At 65.9% G+C, this 19,118-nt stretch carries 16 protein-coding genes and 2 pseudogenes; 10 read left to right on the top strand and 8 right to left on the bottom strand.

The annotated features are described in order from the left end of the window. Positions 1-152: 152 nt before the first annotated feature. The 8 genes and pseudogenes from ACFXHE_RS34135 (at position 153) to ACFXHE_RS34100 (ending at position 7,262) form a co-directional block, all read left to right on the top strand. The gene (locus tag ACFXHE_RS34135; RefSeq protein ID WP_379388794.1) at positions 153-974 is read left to right on the top strand and encodes an SDR family oxidoreductase; all 822 of its coding nucleotides are present in this window, start codon (positions 153-155) and stop codon (positions 972-974) included. Positions 975-1,178: 204 nt separating this feature from the next. Then, positions 1,179-2,339, top strand: coding sequence for an acyl-CoA dehydrogenase family protein (locus tag ACFXHE_RS34130; RefSeq protein WP_379388793.1), 1,161 nt, complete (start codon positions 1,179-1,181; stop codon positions 2,337-2,339). After that, positions 2,336-2,518 (top strand): annotated as a pseudogene (locus tag ACFXHE_RS34125) (zinc ribbon domain-containing protein); the annotation flags it as partial. The gene ACFXHE_RS34130 and the pseudogene ACFXHE_RS34125, both read left to right, overlap by 4 nt. An 18-nt stretch (positions 2,519-2,536) precedes the next feature. After that, the gene (locus tag ACFXHE_RS34120; RefSeq protein WP_379388829.1) at positions 2,537-2,785 is read left to right on the top strand and encodes a Zn-ribbon domain-containing OB-fold protein; all 249 of its coding nucleotides are present in this window, start codon (positions 2,537-2,539) and stop codon (positions 2,783-2,785) included. Beyond that, positions 2,785-3,843: an acyl-CoA dehydrogenase family protein gene (locus ACFXHE_RS34115; protein WP_379388792.1), complete on the top strand. Its 1,059-nt coding sequence runs from the start codon at positions 2,785-2,787 to the stop codon at positions 3,841-3,843. The genes ACFXHE_RS34120 and ACFXHE_RS34115 overlap by 1 nt, the downstream gene beginning before the upstream one ends. Before the next feature lie 479 nt (positions 3,844-4,322). Further along, positions 4,323-4,988, top strand: a pseudogene (locus ACFXHE_RS34110) (lipid-transfer protein); the annotation flags it as partial. 54 nt (positions 4,989-5,042) lie between these two features. Continuing rightward, positions 5,043-5,783, top strand: a complete 741-nt coding sequence (locus ACFXHE_RS34105) for an SDR family NAD(P)-dependent oxidoreductase (protein ID WP_379388791.1) — start codon at positions 5,043-5,045, stop codon at positions 5,781-5,783. Between the two features lie 198 nt (positions 5,784-5,981). Then, positions 5,982-7,262 (top strand): MFS transporter, encoded by a 1,281-nt coding sequence (locus tag ACFXHE_RS34100; RefSeq protein WP_379388790.1) that lies wholly within the window; start codon positions 5,982-5,984, stop codon positions 7,260-7,262. Positions 7,263-7,398: 136 nt separating this feature from the next. Here ACFXHE_RS34100 and ACFXHE_RS34095 read toward each other — a convergent pair whose 3' ends face one another. From ACFXHE_RS34095 to ACFXHE_RS34060, 8 genes are all read right to left on the bottom strand, one after another. Next, positions 7,399-7,572: a hypothetical protein gene (locus tag ACFXHE_RS34095; protein WP_379388789.1), complete on the bottom strand. Its 174-nt coding sequence runs from the start codon at positions 7,570-7,572 to the stop codon at positions 7,399-7,401. A gap of 31 nt (positions 7,573-7,603) precedes the next feature. After that, positions 7,604-8,023, bottom strand: coding sequence for a helix-turn-helix domain-containing protein (locus tag ACFXHE_RS34090; RefSeq protein WP_379388788.1), 420 nt, complete (start codon positions 8,021-8,023; stop codon positions 7,604-7,606). Between the two features lie 200 nt (positions 8,024-8,223). Continuing rightward, positions 8,224-8,934 (bottom strand): IclR family transcriptional regulator, encoded by a 711-nt coding sequence (locus ACFXHE_RS34085; RefSeq protein WP_379388787.1) that lies wholly within the window; start codon positions 8,932-8,934, stop codon positions 8,224-8,226. A gap of 262 nt (positions 8,935-9,196) precedes the next feature. Beyond that, positions 9,197-10,750: a family 20 glycosylhydrolase gene (locus ACFXHE_RS34080; RefSeq protein ID WP_379388786.1), complete on the bottom strand. Its 1,554-nt coding sequence runs from the start codon at positions 10,748-10,750 to the stop codon at positions 9,197-9,199. Between the two features lie 76 nt (positions 10,751-10,826). Then, entirely contained in the window at positions 10,827-13,319 is a 2,493-nt protein-coding gene (locus ACFXHE_RS34075) for a beta-glucosidase (RefSeq protein WP_379388785.1), read from the bottom strand. 139 nt (positions 13,320-13,458) lie between these two features. Next, positions 13,459-13,581, bottom strand: a complete 123-nt coding sequence (locus ACFXHE_RS34070; protein WP_379388784.1) for a hypothetical protein — start codon at positions 13,579-13,581, stop codon at positions 13,459-13,461. Further along, a complete protein-coding gene (locus ACFXHE_RS34065) occupies positions 13,571-15,082 on the bottom strand; it encodes an MFS transporter (RefSeq protein ID WP_379388783.1) in 1,512 nt (503 codons plus the stop codon). The genes ACFXHE_RS34070 and ACFXHE_RS34065 overlap by 11 nt, the downstream gene beginning before the upstream one ends. Positions 15,083-15,451: 369 nt before the next feature. Further along, positions 15,452-17,059, bottom strand: coding sequence for a family 20 glycosylhydrolase (locus ACFXHE_RS34060; RefSeq protein WP_379388782.1), 1,608 nt, complete (start codon positions 17,057-17,059; stop codon positions 15,452-15,454). Between the two features lie 84 nt (positions 17,060-17,143). Here ACFXHE_RS34060 and ACFXHE_RS34055 point away from each other — a divergent pair, with 84 nt between their 5' ends. Together ACFXHE_RS34055 and ACFXHE_RS34050 are read left to right on the top strand one after the other, a co-directional pair. Beyond that, positions 17,144-17,743, top strand: coding sequence for a TetR/AcrR family transcriptional regulator (locus tag ACFXHE_RS34055; protein ID WP_379388781.1), 600 nt, complete (start codon positions 17,144-17,146; stop codon positions 17,741-17,743). Between the two features lie 566 nt (positions 17,744-18,309). Then, positions 18,310-19,062 (top strand): hypothetical protein, encoded by a 753-nt coding sequence (locus ACFXHE_RS34050; RefSeq protein ID WP_379388780.1) that lies wholly within the window; start codon positions 18,310-18,312, stop codon positions 19,060-19,062. Positions 19,063-19,118 lie beyond the last annotated feature (56 nt).

Below are 19,118 nucleotides of genomic sequence, written 5' to 3'. Positions count from 1 at the left end.
CCTGCTCCGCGGCAGAACCGGTGATCAGCTGCCGCCCGTCTCCACCCCGATTCCCTGGTCATATCCGCGGTCCGCAGGCCCGTCCACCGCGCCGAGGGACCATCTGTCTCGAGGAGCTTCACACAATGTCTTCGTCTCGTCCCACAGCACTCGTGACCGGCGCCAGCCGAGGTATCGGCCGCGCCACAGCGCTGGTGCTGGCAGGCTCCGGATTCGACGTCGCATTCACCGCGCGCACCGTGCTGGAAGGCGAAGGTACCGTGCCGGCCCGCACTACGCGGGAAGGGGAAATCAGCTTCGGGGTGCCGGGCAGTCTGGCCACCACCCGCGCTGAGATCGAGGTACTGGAAGCGCGCGCGTTACCGCTGCGGATGGACCTGGCCGATCCGGCCTCGGTGACCGCGGCGGCAGAGGAGTTGCTGCACCGCTGGGGAGCCCCGAACCTGGTGGTCAACAACGCCATCCTGCACAAGCCGCACGCGCGGTTCCTCGAACTGGATCTCGATGACCTGCGCGAATCGCTGGAAGCCAATCTCATCGAGCAGATTCGCCTGACCCAGGCACTCCTGCCGGCGATGATCGACTCCGGCGGCGGCACGATCGTCAACCTGTGTTCGGGCTCAGCCGTCGTCGATCCCCCGGCCCCGCCCGGCGAAGGAGGCTGGGGGCTGGGCTATTCGGCGGCAAAGGCGGCTTTCGGGCGCCTGGCCGGCGCCATCAACGCCGAACACCGCGGCGACGGGATCCGCGCATTCAACATAGAGCCCGGATTCGTCATCACCGAATCGGGCGCCGCCCGAGGAGGCACAGCCGACATCAAGGCCAGCGGCTTCACAGGGGCACCCTCGGATGCGTCGGGCCGAGTGATCGCATGGCTGGCCTCGGCGCCGCACACCGAAACCGACCCACTCCTGGGAACCCTGATCAACGCCCCCCGCGTCGCCAGATCCTTGGCCACGCACACGCCACGGTAGGTTCCCTGCCGACAAATTCCTCAACAAACCGCCTGGGGCGGCGTCATCGATCGACCATCGACGGCGCCGCTCCGCCTGCTGTGCTGATGGTCCACGACTGCCCATCAACGGCTCTGTTCGCGCAAATGCCGGCCCCAAATGCCTTGTCCCGGTGAGCAGAAGGGCCGGTTGCACGTTTTCTCTGCGACAGCAGAATGACGACCCATGGATCTGCGAGAGACAACCCAGCAAAGGGCCCTACGCAGAGAGCTGCGCGAGTACTTCGCCCGACTCCTGCCCCCGGCGCAACGTCGAGAGGTGGCCGAGGCCGGCGCCGGCGGGCCGCGATTCCGCGAGGTGACCCGCATGCTCGGCCGGGACGGATGGCTCGGCGTCGGGTGGCCGCCGGAGTACGGAGGCCGCGGGTTGACCGCCGAGGAGCAGTTCATCTTCTACGACGAAATTCAGCGGGCGGGAGTGCCGTTCCCCCTGGTCACCATCAATACCGTGGGCCCGGCACTCATGCAGTACGGCACCGAGGAACAGAAGGCCAGGTTCCTGCCGGGCATGCTCAGCGGTGAGATCGTGTTCGCGATCGGCTACACCGAACCCGAGGCGGGGACAGACCTCGCGTCCCTGCGGACTCGCGCTGTCGCTGACGGTGACGGGTTCGTCGTCGACGGAGCCAAGATCTTCACCACCGGCGGCAACACCGCCGACTACGTGTGGCTGGCCTGCCGGACCGACCCCGAAGCCCCGAAGCATCAGGGCATCTCGATCCTGATCGTGCCCTGCGATGACCCCGGCTACTCCTGGACCCCGATCACCACCGTCGGCGGCATGACCGTGACCGCCACCTACTACTCCGGCATCCGTGTCCCCGCGACCGACGTCGTCGGTGAGGTCAACGGCGGCTGGCGGCTGATCACCACCCAGCTCAACCACGAACGGGTGGCGCTGGCCGCCCTCGGCGGCCGGATGATCCAGCTGTGGGAGGAGACGCTCGCCTGGGCCGAGGACACCGGCGCCGCCGAACAACCCTGGGTGCGGCGCGAATTCGCGCGCACACACGCGCGGCTGGAAGCGATGCGGCTGATGAACCACCGGCTCGCCGCCGAGGTCGGTGACGGAACCCTGAGCCCCGAGAAGGCCGCCGCCGCAAAGGTTTACGGCACCGAAACCCATATCGACCTGCAGCGCTCGATGAGCTTCGTGCTCGGCGCCGGTGGACGGCTCCGCCCCGAGGCGGCCCGGGCCGCGTTGCACGGACAGGTCGAGCAGCTGTCCCGGCAGGGCATCGTCAACACCTTCGGCGGCGGAGTCAACGATGTACTGCGCGACATGGTCGCCACCGGCGCCCTGGGGCTGCCCCGAGGTGCGCGATGAACCACGAATCCTCCGACGGCACCGGAGCAGAAATCCGCGAGCTCCGTCCGCGGCCGGCGATCAACCTCGACAACCAGTTCTGGTTCGAAGCCGCACGCCGGCATCGGCTCATGGTGCAACGCTGTGCAGCGTGTCGAACACTTCGGCACCCGCCTGGTCCCCAATGCCCGCGGTGTCAGTCCTTCGACTGGGACGCCGTGCAGGCAACCGGCCGGGCCACCCTCTACTCCTGGGTCGTGGCACACCATCCCCGCCATTACGCCTTCGACAACCCGCTGATCGTGGGGCTCGTCGAGCTCGAAGAAGGAACCCGGCTGATCACCAATCTCACCGACGTCGCCATCGCCGACCTCGAAATCGGCTTGCCACTGACCCTCGGCTGGTTCGACGCCGACTCCGAGCTGAGCCTGCCGGTCTTCGCACCGGCCACTATCGAGGAACGCTGATGGACTTCCGACTCACCAATGAACTGCTCGAGGTCCAAGCGCTGGCCGCCCGCCTGTTCTCGGCGCTCGGCGATTCCGACACCATGTGGACCGAACTCGGCCGTACCGGACTGCTCGGGCTGGCCCTCCCCGACGAGCACGGCGGCGCCGGACTTGGCATGGACGCTGTCTGCGTGCTGCTCGAAGAACAGGGCCGGACCGTCTCGGCCGCCCCGGTCTGGCCACACATCGTCGCCGCCTTGGCGCTGGCACGCCACGCACGCGGCGACGTGCTCACCGGCGTGGCCGACGGCGCCGTCCGGCTGACGGTAGCGCTCGAGGAATACGGGAGCGCCGCCGCGGCTGCACCGACGTGCCGAGCCACCCCCGCGGAGTGCGGAAGTGGCTCGGGCACGTGGCGACTGTCGGGTGTCAAGGCTGCGGTCCCGACACCCGAGGGCGTCGACTTCGTGCTCGTCTCCGCCGCCGACGACGACGGGCCGGGCCTGTATCTGGTGACGAACCACAAGCTGGCCTGGGAACCCGCGCCGACGACCAATCTCGACCACGCGCAGGATCTGGTGCTCGAGTCGACACCGGCTCTGCGGGTCGGTGGTAGGCAGACGTTGACCGAGGTAGTGCGCTGGTCGCGGCTGGCGGTGGCCGCACTGCAGGTGGGAGTTGCCGACGGCGCGCTGCGCCTGGCCGCCGACTATGTCCGCGACCGCCGCCAGTTCGGCCGCTCCATCGGCTCGTTTCAATCCGTGCAGCACCAGCTGGCCGACTGCTGGACCGACGTCGACGCCATGCGCCTGACCCTGTGGCAGGCCCTCACCTGCGACACCGACGGACAACACCCGGACAGGGCGGCATTGGTCGCCGCATGGTGGTGCGGTCAGGCCGGACTCGATGTCGTGCACCGCGTCCAGCATGTCCACGGCGGCATCGGAGTCGACACCGATTACCCCGTCCACCGCCACTTCCTATGGGGCAAACAACTCGCCGCCACCTTCGGCGGACCCGAAGCCGTTCTGCAGGAACTCGGCGAACTGCTCGTCACCGAGGACTCACGCCGATGACAGCACTGCACATCACCCATGTCCTGCCCGCGCTGGCAACGCCCGCCCTGTGCATGTTGATCGCGGCCGCACGTCCCGACCGACCCGGCACTCACCGCCGAACGCGGTTCGCACGACGCCGCCACGAACGTCAGGACCGGAACTGTGCTGATCAGGCACTGCACCCGAGCTCGTCCGAGGCCACTCACATAGATAAGTCACGTGACGTCAGACCCCCGCGAGTCGTGGTGATATCGGCCGGATCCGGCAGCTCCATCGACGTTGCCACCGTCGTCGAGATCCGTGACCACAACACGCTCGGCACCCACATCACCGGCACGGTCACGCCCGTGCCGTCGGGGCCGGACAGTAGGAGCGAACGATGAGCCCATCCATCACCGGTGCGGCGGCGATCGCCGGCATCGGGGCCACCGAATTCTCCAAGGCATCCGGGCGAAGTGAGCTGCACCTGGCCTGCGAGGCGGTCACGGCCGCCATCGCGCGTCGCCGTCATCGATCGCGCGCACGCGGCAACGAACCCACAGGCATGGTTTCACGGTCGCCCGATCACGCTCGAGGAACACCAGAACTCCCGGTGGATCGCCGAACCTTTGCACTTGCTGGACTGCTGTCAGGAAACCGACGGGGCACAGGCCGTGGTTGTCGTGTCAGCAGAACGAGCACGTGACCTGCGGCATCCGCCGGCCTACGTGCTCGGTGCAGCCCAAGGTGCCGGCGAGGACCAGCTCATGATGACCTCCTACTACCGGCCCTCGATCTCCGGCATTCCCGAGATGGGAGTGGTCGGGCGGCAGCTGTGGAAACAAAGCGGGCTCAGGCCGCGCGACATGGGAGCGGTCATTCTCTACGACCACTTCACGCCCCTGGTGCTACCGCAACTCGAGGAACTCGGCTTCTGCGCCCGCGGCGAAGCACGCCATCTCCTCCTCGACGGCCACCTCGACCCCGGCGGCCCACATCCCTTGAACACCCACGGCGGCCAGCTGGGCGAGGCATACCTGCATGGAATGAACGGCATCGCGGAGGCGGTACGCCTGGTCCGGGGAACGGCGGCAAACCAGCCGCCCGACCTCACCAACGTCCTGGTCACCGCGGGCACAGGCGTGCCGACCAGCGGTCTCGTCCTCGGCAACATCTGCCCATGACCCACCGCACAACTCTGGAAATACACGGCCTCAACAAGAAATGAGAAAACAGGTATGCAGACACTAAAGGGCAAAGTCGCAATCGTCACCGGCGCAGCCGGGGGAGTGGGTCGCGGTATCGCACTCGCCCTCGCACATGCCGGAGCCCGCGTGGCAATACCCGATATCAAACCGGCCGACGACCTCGTTGCCCAGCTCGGCGACGACACCGCACTCGCCAAGATCTGCGACATCCGCGACAGTTCCCAGGTCAACGCCTTCGTCGACGAGGTTGTCACCAGGTTCGGGACCGTCGACATTCTCGTCAACAATGCCATGGCATCCGCACTTCTGCCGCTGACCGAAACCAGCGACGAGGATATCGAACTGGCGATGAGTACCGGCCCGATGGCCACCCTGTATTTCATGCGCGCCTGCTATCCGCATCTTGTCGACGGAGGCAGAATTATCAACCTCCGATCCGGCTCCGAAGTGACCGCAATTCCCAACTTCGTCACATACATCGCGGCCAAATCCGCGATCGCGGGAATCACCCGCGCCGCCGCGCGCGAGTGGGGCCGATCCGGCATCACCGTGAACGCCATCTGCCCGTTCGTCCTGTCCGACGCCGCAGCAGCCGAATTCGACAAACACCCAGGACAGCTCGACAACATCCTCGCCAACCTGTCGATCCCCCGCGTCGGCCATGCCGAGAATGACATCGGCCGAGCCGCGGTCTACCTGGCCGGACCGGACGCGAGCTACGTCACCGGGACCACCCTCAGCGTGGACGGCGGCGCCGCCTTCATGGCGTAGCGGCCGAACAACCTCCTCACCAGCCCAACCAGCGACAGCAGACGGCTGCCACCAGATCTCGACCTAGGAATCGAACGACGATCGGGCTTCGCACCGGCGCCGCCATCGCCGAGCCCGCATCGTCGCACTGGGCCAGACCTCGAGTCGCAACGCCGCAACCTCCCACCCGCTATCGCCTCGCGCCCCAAGGACACCCCGATGGCCCCAGCCACCTCGACCGACGCCAGCCCTCCGCCGTCCCAGGTACCCTCGGCTGCAGGGCGCCCGATCGCCGACCGTTCCCTGCGGCGCCTGTTCCTGAGCGCGCCCTTCGCGCATGTCTGCCCACAATTGTGCTTCGGGTCCGTCGGATACTTCGCTGCGCTGCAGGTCCAGTCGATGGACCCCGCTCACAAAGTGCAGCAGCTTGCGCTGGTCAACGCCGTCGTCGCGACCGTCTCAGTTCTCACTCAACCGGTCGTGGGCGTCTTGTCCGACCGCACGCGGACACGGTTCGGAGCGCGAACGCCGTGGATGCTGGCCGGCGCACTGCTCGGATTCCTGGGCCTGATCACGGCAGGGTTGTCCACGTCGGTCGCGACGCTGCTGATGACCGCGAGCATCGCCTACCTGGGCTTCAACACATTCGGTGGCCCCCTCACCGCAATCCAGCCGGACCGGGTGCCGGTGGATCACCGCGGCCGCTATTCAACCCTGGCCGGCCTGGGAACAGTGATCGCAGCGATCCTCGGTCCGGTGATCGGGGCAATCTTCGCCACTCGAATCCCCTTGGGATACACCGTCATCGCCACCATAACCCTCGTCTTCTCGCTCGGATTCCTGATAGCGAACCCGGACGCCGACAATCGAAACAGCAGCCGACCCCCTCTTTCGGTCACCACTGTTCTGCAGATGTTCTGGATCAACCCCAGACGCCATCCCGACTTCTTCTGGGTGTTTCTCGGCCGGTTTCTGATCTGCGGCGGCTACTACATGGTGCTGACCTACCAGCTATATATCGCCCAAGACTACGTCGGCCTGACGCTCACGGAAGCCACGCAGCTCACCCCGATCCTGAGTCTGGTCAGCTTGCCCGGATTTCTCCTGGCCCTCGGCATCGCAGGACCGCTCTCGGACAGAATCGGACGACGCAAACCCATCGTTCTCGCCGGCGGCATCATCATCGCGGCCTCGGCGCTGCTCCCGATATGGGCTCCGACCGTAGGTGGGTTGATCGGATCCACTGTTGTGCTGACGATCGGATTCGGCACCTTCCTCGCCGTCGATCAAGCATTGGTCACCCAGGTACTCCCCGACGCCGACAGCGCCGCAAAGGATCTCGGCATCATCAATATCGCATCCACCCTGCCGAGCACCTTCGCGCCAATGGCGGCCGCGGCGATCGTCACAGCGTCCCACGGATACGGCACGCTGTACCCGGTTGTGGCATTTGTCGCTGGACTCGGCGCCCTCGCTATCCTTCCGGTCAAAACCCGATGACCCCGCCATCTGGGCACCCAACACCTGCTGCCAACCGGAGATACAGCGCTGGCCAACATCATTCGACTGACCCCTGCGCAGGGTCGAGCGCAGCGGGAACGGCGACACCGGTTCCGCATCGCCCGCGGGCGGCGCCTCAGGGATGAGCGGCCGAGCCGGCGCAATCTTCATCGACCACGCGATGTCGGCCACCCACCGCGATATGCGCCGCTACCTCGGCCGCAGCCGAGCGAAAGCTCTTGCTGCGGAAGGCTTTACAATACTCGTAACGCAGCTCACGCAGACCCGGCTTCGCCTCACTGCCAGCCACGGCATTCAGCGTGCGCGGCCCGATGCGGCCACTATCGGGAAATAGCCCAGGGCTCGATGGGGAGGTTCTCGACGCGGCGCAACTGGACGGCGAGCATGATCAAGTAGTCGAGGGAGTCAGCCGACAGCTCGGCGGCCGTGCTCAATAGCTGCCGCAGCGCATCGTCGTGGATATCGGCGATGATGGTGTTGTTGTTCGTTGCATCGCAGTGCGTGGTGCCGTCGCCGAAGTAGTCCGGGTCGACGCCGAAAAAGTCGACCAGAGCGGCTGCCGGCGCGGATGAAGGATGAGAGCGGCGACCGCGGCGGAGTTGGGACAGATACGGTTCGGATACCGAGAAGCCACGACGGTCGAGCTCAGCAACCAGCCGATGATTGCTCAAGCGCTCAGGGTGCTGCTGCGCCCACTGGTCGAACAGGGCGTTCAACCGCCGACCGAACTGGCTGGGCATCAGTGAGGCCTCATTTCCAGGGGAGGCGGGGTCCTGAACAGATTTGGCGACGCTCAGAGGGCCGGCCGGGCGCCCAGCGCCTATTGGCCTCGATGGCGTCGAGCACAGCGTCGCAGTATTCGGCGGTGGCGCAGAAACGGGCGGTGGTGTCGAGTTTCTGCCTCGCTCGAACTACTCCTGCAGTGCGGAAGGTGCGCGAATCAAGGTTGGTGAAAAATCGCGGCGGTCACCTGTCGGGCAGCGTCGAGCACCAGTGGCGCGACTCGCTCGAGTTGCGCGTCGCTTTTACCGGTCAACGAGATTGCACCGATCGTGCTGTCGAGGGGGGTGCGGATAGCGACAGCGGTGCAGGCGATGTCAGCGAAGCATTCTCCGCGCGCGAACGCGATGCCGTTTCGGTCGCGTATGGCGCTGAGTTGCTTGTGAAGCAGGTTGATATCGGTGATGGTGCTCGCAGTCGACCGGGTCATCGCGCCGGCAACGCGTCGGTCCACGTCTTCGGGCGTGAGCCAGGCCAACATTGCTTTCCCCAGCGCCGTCGCGTGCGCGGGTGCTGTTGCACCGACACGTGACGGCACGCTTTTGGCGAAGTGGCCACCCATCTTGTCGAGGAAATACACCTGCCCTTTGTCGATGGTTGCCAGGTGCACTGTCATACCCGTGCGCAGCATCAATGCGTGCAGCAACGGCGCGGCTGCTGATCTGAGGGCGTTGGAGTCGTCGTTGCTGCCGACCTGCAGTGCCCGTGGTCCCAGGCTGTAGCCCAAGCTGGTGCGATCGAGCCACCGGACTCTGATCATCTGTTCGATGATCCGGTGGGCGGTGGAGCGGGGCAGCCGGGTAGCTCGGGCGACGTCGTCGAGTGTCAGGCGGCTGGTGCGGTAGGGAAACGTGTCAAGGATCAGGCTCATCCTCTCGATCATCGAGGGCGGGAGCTGCGAGCTCTGGGGGTGTGAAGCTTCGAGGACTGAGGCAGCCACGGGACCTCCGGAAATGTAACTGAAATTAATTCTAGTGACGGGCTCCACGTTAGCAGCGCCCTGACCGCACAGGAAGGCAAAACTGAAATTCATTCTGCCCAGTGGTCGGCTGCGTACCTCTCCCGTATGCCTGAAATCGACAGCGCCGCGACGCCGAGCAGCTCGAGGGTCGCCGCACAGATCTGTGCGCGGTTCACGCCCACTCGACCAGCGAGGAGTCGAAGTACTCCCATCCGCGCTGTCGCCACCAGCGCGCGTGCGAGGCCAGGCCGTCGCGGTACTCGTCCCACGTGTGGTCGGTCGAGAGCGACCAGGCCCGATCGGCCGTGCCGACCAGGCGTGGCAGCACGAGCCGCCCGAGGTCGGCGAAGCCCTCGACGGTCTCGCACCAGATGGCCGCCTCGACGCCTGCGATCTCGACCTCGAGATCGCCGAGAATCCGCGCGGGGTCCCATTCCCAGCTGCGACGGATGGTCGACGCCTCGTGGATCGGGTGGCCCGGGTGCGGACGTGACGCGCCCGGACCACGGGGCGGTTCGGCGTAGGCGCGATCGAGGTACGCGTGCGAAGCAGGCGACAGCAGTACCGGTGTCAAGGCCCGCGCAAGAAGGTATGGATCTTGTCGAGCACGTGCCGATTCCGCGTGGGCGAGCATGTCGTTCCAATACTGGAACATGGCGATCCGTTCCGGCTCGGCCCGTACGGTTTGCTGCCAGGCGATCACCTGTTTGCCTCGCTCGGCCAGCTGGGTAGCGGCGAAATCGATGAAGCGGCGGTACTTTTCGGCAGGCATGAACACGGTCTCGCCGCCGCCGATGTGAACGAAAGGCCCTCGGGTGAGCTCGGCGACGACGCCGAGGGCATCGCTGACGAAACGCCGCGCGTCCTCATTGTCGGGATCGAGGTGGGTGCACGCGGTCGCGGGCAGTCCCGGTAGCTTCGCCTCGCCCCGAATGGTCGTCCCGATCTCCGGATACGCGGCGGCGGCCGCGCCGATGTGACCGGGTATGTCGATTTCGGGGACGATCGTGATGAATCGCTGCTTCGCGTAGTCGGCGATCGCGGCGTATTCGCCGACCGAGAGGAAGTCATCCGAATTCTCGGTGAGTTTCGGGCGGCCCGGGACCTGCAGTCGCCAGCCCTCGTTGTCGGTCAGACGGAGGTGCAGCACGTTGAGCTTGTAGTAGGCGAGCAGGTCGATGACCCTGGACAGTTCGCCGACGGTGAAGAAGTGCCGTGCCATGTCCAGTGACAGTCCGCGCCATCGATAGCGTGGGCCGTCGAGCACCATCATGGGGGTGATGCCCGTGCCGGAAATGCGGTGTGCGGCAGCGAGTTGGCGGAAACTGGCCGATGCGCGGTAGAGCCCGGCCGGGGTGGGTGCGGTGAGCGTCGCCCCGCCTGCCTGGATCCGAATCGAGTGGCGCTCATCGGTGTCCGCGCCGGTGGGATCGATGCCGGTTGCCCCCGGTACCGCATCGTCGGGCGGTGCGTCCAGCCGGAATTCGAGCACCGGTCCGCGGGCCTCCGTTGCGTCGCGGATCAGGTTCAGGCGGACCGAGGTGTCCGAAAAGTACTCGCTGACAAAGCGTCTGGCGATCGGCATCGCAGAGTCGGAGTCGGCCAGGACTGCGGTGTCGGGGGTGAGTGACATTTCCGGACCCGTCAGGCGCCGAACTACGTAAGGGGTGGGGACGATACCCGTGACCAGGTTGGGGATGGATGTGGCGGGTTCGCTTCTTGTCATGTGTTTCCTTCGGGACGGATGAACGAAGACCGGCCGGGATCGCGGTGGCCGTCCCTAGCTGGCCTTCGAGATCGGATCAGACGCGCGGTGCGGGGATTTCGACTGCTGGCCCGAGGTCGGCCACGCTGGCGCCGACTCGGACGCTGAACGCGCCGGGTTCCCGGATCCAGGTGTGCTCGTCGGTCGACCAGTGCTCGAGGCAGCGGGGCTCGATACCGATCCGGGCGGTCACGGTCGCGCCCGGTTCCGCGTGCACCAGCGCGTAGCCGGCGAGCCAGCATGCAGGGCGATCGATCGCCGACGGTGCGGTACGCGAAAGATATGCCTGCACAACATGTTTTCCGCTTCGCAATCCGGTATTGGCGACGTCGACGGTGAGTGTGACCCAGCCGTCGCCGGCAGTCGCGACGGCCGGCTTCGTGATCTCCCAGGTGGTGTAGCCCAGCCCGTGCCCGAACGGGATGGCCGGCGCGGGACCGCTGACGGCAGCGCGGCGCAGCCACTCTCGGTACCCGACGTGGACGCCCTCGGTGTATTCGAGTCGCCCGTCGACCGGCTCCACCTGCCAGACCGGCACGTCGGCCTCGGCGGCCGGCCAGGTGGTGGGGATGCGGCCGCCGGGTTCGCTGGCGCCGCTGAGGACATCGGCCAGCGCCGCGCCGAATTCCTGGCCCGGGAACCAGGTGAGCAGGGTTGCCGGAACGTCACGCAGCCACGGCATCAGCACCGGGCCACCGGAATTGACCACCACGACCGTGCGGGGGTTGGCGGCGAGCACCCGGCGCACCAGCTCGTCCTGGCCCTCGGGCAGGGCCAGGGTGGGCCGGTCGAAGCCCTCGGATTCGATGGTCTCGGTGGTGCCGACGACCACGACCGCGATATCGGCGGCCGCGGCCAGTGCCTCGGCCCGCGCCAATTCCTCGGCGGGCGTGCCGAATTCGTCTTCTGTGCCGAGTGCGAGCCGGGCGATGGGGAAGCCGCCGGGCAGATCGGGCTGAAACTCGAGGGTGATCTCGACCGGCTGCCCGGCCTCGAGTTCGACATCGAAGGCTCGCGACGGCGGATTCAGAATCGCCTGCAGTACATCGTCGCCGTCCGCCACGATCGGGTCGGTGCTCAGCACGCGGTCGTCGATCCGGAACATGTAGCGGCCCAGGCCCGCGAAGCCGAGCCGGTGATGTCCGGTGTAGGCAGGGGTGTAGTGGGCGGTGACCTCCAGAGTCGCGGTTCGGGCGAGCCGTTCGTCGCCGAGCCAGCCGAATCGGCCGGACGGGAAGACCTCCTCGGCAAACGTTGTGCCTTGCAGGTCCAGATAGCGCACCCGGATACCCGGTCCGCCGGTGACCGGGTCGGTGACCATACTCCGTTCGAAAGGGGCCAGTTCAGCGCTGGGCACCAGACCGGGGGTGTAGGTGACGCGGTCGGCGCCGTAGCGCTCGCGCAGGCCTTCCAGCGGTGAGACCACCGTCTCCGGGAACACCGTGACCGAACCGCCGCCCTGATTGCGGCCCCGGCGAGCATGGTGGCCGATGACCGCGAGTCGAGGTGCGGTGTCCGCCGCGATCGGCAGGACGCCGTCGTTGCGCACCAGCACCATGGCGTCGGCGGCGACCTGCCGCAGCAGCGACCGGATGTCATCGCGCTGCCACGGCGCGGGCGGAGTGGCCACCGGCGCAACGGAATCCAGCGCCCCGACCCGGGCGGCGAGCCGCAGCAACCGCAGCGCCTTGTCGTCGACGGCGGCCGGGTCGACCTTTCCGGCTCGGACGGCCTCGACCAGAGCGTCACCCCACATGGTGTCGGGGCCGGGCATGACCAGATCCTGACCGGAGGCGGCCGATTCGACGGTGTCACGGACCGCGGTCCAGTCCGAGACGACCACGCCGTCGAAACCCCAATCGTCCTTGAGCGGCTTGCGCAGCAGCGGATTCGCGCTCATGGTGGCGCCGTTGACCTGGTTGTAGGAGGACATGACCAGCCACGCGCCACCCTCGCCGACCGTCCGCTCGAAGGGCGCCAGATACACCTCGCGCAGGGTGCGCTCGTCCACCCGTGCGTCCACGGTGAGCCGCTCGGTCTCGCTGTCGTTGGCGACATAGTGCTTGGCTGTGGCGCCCACACCGCGCGCCTGCACCGCCTCGACGTAGGCAGCACCGATCCGGCCCGAGAGCCACGGATCCTCACTGAACGCCTCGAAATGCCGTCCGCCACGCGGTGATCGGTGCAGATTCACCGTCGGCCCCAGCACGATATCGACATTCTTCGCCCGAGCCTCGGCCGCGATCAGCCCGCCGAGCCGGTCCACGATGTCCAGGTCCCAGGTCGAGGCGACGGCGGTGGCGGAGGGCAGGCTGGCCGAAGGGTCCCGGTCATCCATCGACCCACCCCGGACGCCGGAGGGACCGTCCGACATGACGATCGACCGCAACCCGATGGCGGGCTCGGCGGGCAGCGACCAGGACGATTCGCCGCTCAGGAGCCGCACCTTCTGTTGCGTCGTCAGCTTGTCCAGCAGCGCGGTCAGATGCGCTTCCAGATCGGGCGAGTCGGCGGGCAAGGGGTGATTCATCTCTTCTCCGGTGTGAGGTCTTGGTTTGGGTATCCCGGTCAGGTCCAGGGCAGGCGGCGCCCGAGATCGTGCGCAAACAAGAAGGGGTGGGGCTGCTCGTTCCGGCAGCAGCCCCACCACGCAACAGCGAGTGGCGTTCTCACGCGCCCGGTTCACCGAGCGCGGCCCGGGCGGGGCGCATGAGCAACGACAGGACCAGCGCGGCGAGCGCGGTCGCCGTAGCGAACCAGAATCCCAATTCGAAGCCGCGGTCAGCGAACACCCCGGGAATCGGGCTGAGCAGGGGCGGCATTCCGGGGGACACGCACACTGCCCGCTATCGGGTGCGCCGCTGTGAAGGCGATGACAACAGCGACACCGATCGCGGTACCCACACCCTGGACCAGGGTGAACACACCGAAGCCGGCACCGGTCTGCTCGCGCGGCACCGTCTCGGCGACGAGAACCGGTGCGGCCGTGTAGAAGAAGCCGAGCGCCAACCCGAAGGCCGCGTTGGTGAGGGTGAGAATGTCCCAGGTATGCGATCCGGCAGCCTCGACAAGTGCGATCGCAGCGAACAGCACCGCGGCGGACAACAGCGGGAGCCGGGCGCCGAGCCGACGCGCCACGACCGCGCCGATCACGCCGAAGGCAATCGTGATCATGCCCTGCAGAAGCGCGATACGCAGGCCGTACTCGTGCGTGGTGAAGCCACTGCTGTAACTGAATCCTGGGACCAGGCTCACCTCGACGGCTTCGGGCGGTAGGAGCATTCCGCTGGCCTGTGCGACCTTCGCGAGCGTGCCTGCGACAACACCGTTTTCGATCTCGGCCGGGCTGGGCGTGCGGGCCATGTAGGTGATCGCGTAGGTCTGGACACCAATCGTGCACGATGCGAGCAGTCCCACCGTGAGCAGCAGGCCGAAGCGAGGCCGGCGCAACACGCGGGGATCGATCAGCGGCGCGTTCAGCCGCGGCTGCGCGAGGACGAACAGGGCCAGCATTGCCAGCCCGCTGACCAGCCAGGCCAGGCTCGCGGGTCTGGTCCAGCCCCAGTCCTGTCCCCGGTCGATATAGACCATCACCAGTGCGCCACCGACCGTGACCAGGACCGTGCCGGTGAGGCCGAGACGCTGGCGCGCAACGGGTTTCGAACCCGGTACGGCCACCACGACCAACGGGATCATCACCAGCGTGAACGCCAGCGACAGCCAGAATGCTGCGCTCCAGCCGTGCGTGCCATTGAGCCAGACGGCCAGCGGGGCGACGGCCGTGGCGAACCCGGATCCGGCGGCGATCGCACCGAACCCGAGTGCGGTGTCGGTGTGCGGCAGCAGATCCCGGACCAGCCCGTAGGCAACGACTCCACCCGCGACCGCGAAAGACTGCAGGCAGCGGCCGAACAGGAAGACCGCCCAGCCGCCGGCCAGCGCGCAGACCAGACACCCCGCCGCGAACAGCACGCCGCAGGTCACGAAAGTCTGCTTTCGGCCCCAGCTATCGCCGATCTTGCCGATCAGCGGTGCGGCGGCGGCTCCGATGAGACCGGACACGATGATGGTCCAGGCGGTATTCATGCCACTGCCCGGGAAGGCGGCCGCGATCTTGTCCAAGGCGGCTGCGGCCATCATCGTCTGGATTGGCGCGATCTCGCTGAACAACACGATCAGCACCAATGCGATGAACGCTCGGGCTCGGGACAAGTCGTCGGGTCGGCCGCTCGCCCCGGGTGCTTCCGGCGGATCGGCGGCGTCGGCCGGCTCGACAGTGGGAGTTGTGGACATACCAACCCCTTTCGGGAATTCAACTGACGACAAACGCGTGACATCACGCAACGGGAGCGGCGAACGGGATGGTTGCGCCGGAAGCGCGAAATTGACCGCGCTCATGTCGTCTCGACGAACTCAACTACCAGATGAGCTGAGTGAGTGAATTATGACACAAGCGGAGAATGGAATCGGTGAATTCGAGCTTTTTCTCAATCGTTGGTGACCGGCGGTTGCGGCACGCAAGTCCAGAATGCGGCGGGCTCGCCGAGCGCTGTGTTAATGGATCATAACGCCGCGCAAATGTCGCGGAGAATTCAGAAGTCCGCCGCAGAACTCCACGACAATGACGGCCGACTGCCGTGTCGGCGTCGCGAATATCGCCTCTCAGCTACTGCCGGGTGCGTCGATCCAGGGTATAGATGACGCCGTGAACCAGTTCCATCCCCGGGCATTCCACACTCTCGAATGAGTGGCGAGACGCTGCCTGTAATCGGGCCAGTCCGGTCTGGCGAGGGCGCGCCAGGATCGTTCACCCACACCGGCCAGTCGCGGAAGGAGAAGGAGCTCCAAATCCTCACGCCCAGTGACTGTTTCGCACCATACAGCGCCCTCGAAACCAACCAGCTGGGCGTCCAGATCGACACCGGGAAGCTCGTCTTCGATATCCCAATTCACCCCATCCTCGACTGAGGTCGGCGTATAGGCTGACATCCCGAGGCGGCTTCGAGCGTGTTCGTGGCTCGGGTCGAGGGCCGACTCCGCGAAGGGGCGGTCCAGGTAGAAACGGGACGTCGGTGACGCAATGATATTTGCGCCCATCGCGAGTGCTCGCTGAAGATCGGTCCGGCCGCGCTCCAAGTTTTCTCGCACCACATCGACGAATTCCGGGGGAATGAGTTCTTCCAGCCGTTGCGACCCGAGCATCTCGTCCAGTTCGGTCAGGCTCATCCAATATTGCACGGTTTCTCTGGAGGAGAGTTCGGCGCGAGCCATCTCCTGCCATCCGATGACATCCTTTCCCTGCTCTCTGACAATCGCTGCAGCCCGCTCGAGAAACGCGATGTGATCCTCTGCCCGCATGCCGAACGCTTCGTCTCCACCAATGTGAATGAAGGCCGAGGTCTTGAACTGGTCGGCCAGCACCGCCACCGCGTCCTCGACGAACAACCACGTTCGGTCAGCCGCCGGGTCGAGGTAGACCGCGCCGCTATGACCTTCCGGTGCCGGCCCCAACTCGGGATACGAACGAATCGCGGCTGCGCTGTGACCCGGCATATCGACCTCCGGCACCAGGGTCACGAAGCGGTTCGCGGCGTATTCGACCAGCTCGGCAATGTCCGCGCGCGTGTAGAAGCCCCCTGGACGGCCTTCGGCAGCTCCAGCGGCGCCGACCGTGAGTAGTTGTGGCCACCCGGGAACGTCGAACCGCCAACCTTGGTCGTCGGTCAAGTGCAGGTGCAGCACGTTGAACTTGTAGAGCGCCAGCATGTCGATGACCCGTTTCACCGTGTCCACATCATGGAACGTCCGGGCCACGTCGAGAGCCAGCCCCCTCCACGAGTAGTCGGGCACATCGCGGATCGACAGCGTCGGGATGTGGGCCGCCCCTTCGGTCAATGTTGCTGCGGCCAGTTGGCGAAGTGATGTCAACCCCCGGTAAACAGCTTCCGGGCCGGAGCCCCAGACCACCACACCGTCATCGGCGACTTGAAGCCCGTGCCTTTCGTCCGCAGAGACCAAGCCGTCGGCGCGGCCTCCCCGTGACCGGGGCAGATCGTCGAGTCCGAGGTCGCCGAGCCGCACACGCAGCGCCGCTGAGAGTGAAGGATCCACCGTCACGCGCAGTCGGATGCCGGTATCGGCCCAAAGCTCGTTCGCGAATCCCTCGGCGACATCGCGGAGTTCGGACGAGTCCACCGCCACGGCCATACCGTCCTCCAGCACGAACCGGCCAGTGCCCGGCCGGTGTTCGTATGTCTTCGGAATGATCAAAGCTGCCCCGTTCGCTATCTAACACATGTAAGATAGTGTGAGCATAAGGGCGACGGGGCCCACACCGCAACGAGGAGGGCAATTGTGGCCAAACGTATGACACCGGAAGCTCGGCGTCTGGAAATTCTGGCCGTTGCCCGTCAGACCATCGCCGAACAGGGGATTCGGGCCTTGTCGATCCGCGAGCTCGCGCGCCGCTGTGGCATGTCCGCACCCGGACTGATGCACTACTTCCCCGACATGCAGGCCTTGCTGGGCGCAGTACTCGATGAGCGCGACAGGACGGATACGGCCGCTGTGTTCGACCAAGCCGGCGGCAAGGGGCTGCTCGGACTGCTCGACGCAGGGGTCGACTACTACAGCTCGCGCGCTCAGGAGTCGAACAACTTCGATGCACTCGAGGCGGAAGCCCAGGATCCTTTTCACCCCGCGCACGCGTATTTCGCCGACCGATTCGACCGAATGGTTGAAACTATTCGACCGTACGCGGCGGATGAGTCCAGCGATCCCGACGACTTGTTCAGGGTCGTCCGGCTGATCCTCGAAGGCTCTCGGGCCCAAGCTCTTCGCGGCATGTCCCTCGAAGAACGACTCGCGGACTGGCACGCGGTGCGCAGGGTGCTCTTGGCGCACCTCGGTGACACGGCCTCGCGATCCAGCCAAGTACATGGTGAGCAACCGTGAAGGTTGGCAAAGCGACCCTGTAGAAATCCCGCGGTTTTTCGCACTCGTTTCGCCACCTGGGCGGGACAGAAGCTGGGCGCGAACCGATCATCGAAGTTGCGTCGATATCGGTTGACCACGGGCAGAACAGTGGGTTGCGATTATTGGGAGCTCTCTGTAATCTCAGCTATCTGACACCTGTAAGATAGGGGTCGAGAATGAATTCATTGCGGACAAATAAGCAGGTGATCGACAGCCTGGCCGGGTCACGCATGTGCCCCACGCATCAAACGGGGCCGCCCCGAAGTTCGAGTGGAGGTAAATCGGTCTTCTTATAATCATTACGTGTTCAACGATTGGTGTCGGCTGGCAAATGGGTGCCAGTCGGCACTTATACGTGTTTGTGTCGAATTTTCGAAGAAAAATGATTCTCCCGGTCTTTCCGAAATCTCCCCAATCCGCCGACCGCTATGTAATCTAGGTCATCGGCGCGACTCCGAACGTGCAGCCGATTGGGCACTGCGCATCACCAGTTTCTTCTGTCTGCAGTCGCGCCATTTTCTCAACCGCCTAATCAAATCGGAATGATGAGGATCAAGATGAAGCTCTACAGGCGAATGAGCCCTGTGGTGATTGCCGCCGTGATGGCAACGGCCGGAGTCGCCGCGTCCGGTAACGCCACCGCGTCTCCGGGGTCTGCTGCCCCCGCGGATTCGATGCATTACCAGGGAGCGATCGTCGGCGACAGTTTTGTTGCGACCGTCGGGGACGGGGAATTCGTCCAGGACGCGGACACCGAGACCGTCTCGCTGCACAACTCGTCGGGGGCAACGATTGATTCGACGCCCACGGCCTACGTTCTCGACGGACAGCGCTACCCGATCGCCACGCAGATCTCGGCCGATGGCCACACGTTGCGGCTGACTCCGCAGCTGCCGGCGAATACTGGCGGGCCGGCGGTGCGCCCGGTCGCGTCGCCCTTGGAAAACCAGCTGGCGATGAACGACCTGATCAACTCGGTTGGCTTCGGTTTGTCCACCGGCACACTGGTCGGGACGATCGTCGGCGCTGTGGTCGGAGTCGGTGCCGGACTCGCTGTTGCCGGGGCATCGTGCCTGGTTCTCAGCATCGGCTGCGTGCTGACGGTGGCGCCGCTGATGACGATGATGGGCGCGGCGGGCGGAGTCGTCGGTCTGGCGTTGGGCGGCGCTCCCGGACTGTTCCAGGGCATGTGGAACTACTACACCACGATGCAGGCCGCTCCCGGGCAGAGCCAGTACGCGTCCCAGCTACCGGGGCTGGCAAAGCCGGCCCCCGAGCAGCAGGAGGCCGGACAGTGATGATCCGCAAGGCTGCCATTGTCACTGTGACGGCTGGATCGTTGCTGTCGGCGTCA

This window comes from Nocardia sp. NPDC059229 (genome assembly GCF_042754165.1).
Taxonomy (GTDB): domain Bacteria; phylum Actinomycetota; class Actinomycetes; order Mycobacteriales; family Mycobacteriaceae; genus Nocardia.
This window is presented reverse-complemented; position numbering and strand designations above follow the sequence as displayed.

Bases quoted from the DNA above. Each gene is read 5' to 3' on its own strand.
- ACFXHE_RS34130 (WP_379388793.1), top strand. From the start codon at position 1,179: ATGGATCTGCGAGAGACAACCCAGCAAAGGGCCCTACGCAGAGAGCTG.
- ACFXHE_RS34115 (WP_379388792.1), top strand. From the start codon at position 2,785: ATGGACTTCCGACTCACCAATGAACTGCTCGAGGTCCAAGCGCTGGCC.
- ACFXHE_RS34105 (WP_379388791.1), top strand. From the start codon at position 5,043: ATGCAGACACTAAAGGGCAAAGTCGCAATCGTCACCGGCGCAGCCGGG.
- ACFXHE_RS34100 (WP_379388790.1), top strand. From the start codon at position 5,982: ATGGCCCCAGCCACCTCGACCGACGCCAGCCCTCCGCCGTCCCAGGTA.
- ACFXHE_RS34090 (WP_379388788.1), bottom strand. From the start codon at position 8,023: ATGCCCAGCCAGTTCGGTCGGCGGTTGAACGCCCTGTTCGACCAGTGG.
- ACFXHE_RS34085 (WP_379388787.1), bottom strand. From the start codon at position 8,934: ATGAGCCTGATCCTTGACACGTTTCCCTACCGCACCAGCCGCCTGACA.
- ACFXHE_RS34080 (WP_379388786.1), bottom strand. From the start codon at position 10,750: ATGACAAGAAGCGAACCCGCCACATCCATCCCCAACCTGGTCACGGGT.
- ACFXHE_RS34075 (WP_379388785.1), bottom strand. From the start codon at position 13,319: ATGAATCACCCCTTGCCCGCCGACTCGCCCGATCTGGAAGCGCATCTG.
- ACFXHE_RS34065 (WP_379388783.1), bottom strand. From the start codon at position 15,082: ATGTCCACAACTCCCACTGTCGAGCCGGCCGACGCCGCCGATCCGCCG.
- ACFXHE_RS34050 (WP_379388780.1), top strand. From the start codon at position 18,310: ATGAGGATCAAGATGAAGCTCTACAGGCGAATGAGCCCTGTGGTGATT.